Genomic DNA, 611 nt, shown 5'->3' with positions numbered 1-611 from the left:
CGCGGAAGTCGATGCCGAAGTTGAGGCCGTGGAAGAAGAACAGCAGGATCGCCACGATCGACAGCGCACCCGACACCGGGAAGCTGATGCGCCGGAAGCGGATGAAGTCGAAATTGGTGTCGTCCGGGACGATGCGGAGGAGGCGCACGGTTCGGGCTCTCGTCGGTTGCGTTGCGTGGCGCGCCGTCAGATCGGCACGGTCTGGGGACGGAACGCCCGCACCCACCAGGCGACGATCAGGCGCGTCAGCGTGAACGCCGTGAACAGGGTCGTGAGGATTCCGATTCCGAGCGTGACGGCGAAGCCGCGCACCGCGCCGGTGCCGATGAAGAACAGCACCGCCGCCGCGATGAAGGTGGTGATGTTCGAGTCCAGGATGGTGGCGAGCGCCCGCGCGAAGCCGGCGTCGAGTGCCAGAATCGCCGAGCGGCCGGCGCGGATCTCCTCGCGGATGCGCTCGTAGATCAGCACGTTGGAGTCCACCGCGATGCCGACGGTCAGCACGATGCCGGCGATGCCGGGCAGCGTCAGGGTGGCGTTGAGGAGCGACAGGATGCCGAAGATCATCGCCACGTTGACGGCGACCGCGATGTTGGCGAACAGGCCGAACA

1 protein-coding gene and 1 pseudogene are annotated in these 611 nt (G+C 66.8%); both read right to left on the bottom strand.

Going from position 1 to position 611, the window contains the following annotated elements; translation table 11 throughout:
- Positions 1–148 (bottom strand): annotated as a pseudogene (locus ABTU92_RS29755) (protein translocase subunit SecF); the annotation flags it as partial.
- Positions 149–186: 38 nt separating this feature from the next.
- Positions 187–611: MMPL family transporter (locus ABTU92_RS29750; RefSeq protein ID WP_408095143.1), on the bottom strand; the 425-nt coding region annotated here is incomplete at its 5' end.

This window comes from Rhodoplanes sp. SY1 (assembly GCF_046000175.1).
In the GTDB taxonomy this organism is placed as follows: Bacteria; Pseudomonadota; Alphaproteobacteria; order Rhizobiales; family Xanthobacteraceae; genus Rhodoplanes.
Note: the sequence above shows the minus strand (reverse complement) of the source record. Positions and strands in the feature narration are given on the sequence as shown.